The sequence below is a fragment of the Arthrobacter sp. 10N43 genome (assembly GCF_056394525.1).
This window is the reverse complement of record NZ_JBFTIA010000048.1, coordinates 1-431: the sequence shown is the minus strand read 5'-3', so window position 1 is coordinate 431 and position 431 is coordinate 1. Positions and strand designations below refer to the sequence as shown.

Annotated in this window: 1 protein-coding gene; it reads right to left on the bottom strand. The window is 64.0% G+C overall.

All coding sequences use genetic code 11. The features are described 5' to 3' along the window. The coding region (locus AC1DDO_RS23050) for a response regulator (protein WP_476972852.1) at positions 1–431 on the bottom strand (431 nt) is incomplete at both ends.

Genomic DNA, 431 nt, shown 5'->3' with positions numbered 1-431 from the left:
GAGCATAATGATGCGGCTCTGGCTCGCCTGCGGCAGCACCGAAAGCTCCAGCGCCAGCGAGATGCCATCCATCTCCGGCATTTGCGCATCAAGCAGGATCAGCGGAAAGGGTTCGCTCTCTGCCGTCAGGCGCAGTGCCTGGTGAGCGTTATCGACGCAGTGCGGCACCAGCCCCATCTGCGTCAGCATCGTCTCCAGCAGGCGCAGGTTGGTGCTGTTATCATCCACCACCAGCACCCGCTCGCCGCTAAAACGCGTCATCTGCATTGCCGCCAGTGCGGCAGGCTGGCTTATCAGCGTTAAGCTGAACGCGAACTCGCTGCCCACGCCCGGTTCACTGGTCACAGCCAGTTCGCCGCCCATCATCTTCACCAGCCGCGCGGAGATGGTCAGCCCCAGCCCGGTGCCGCCATAGCGGCGGGTGGTGGAGC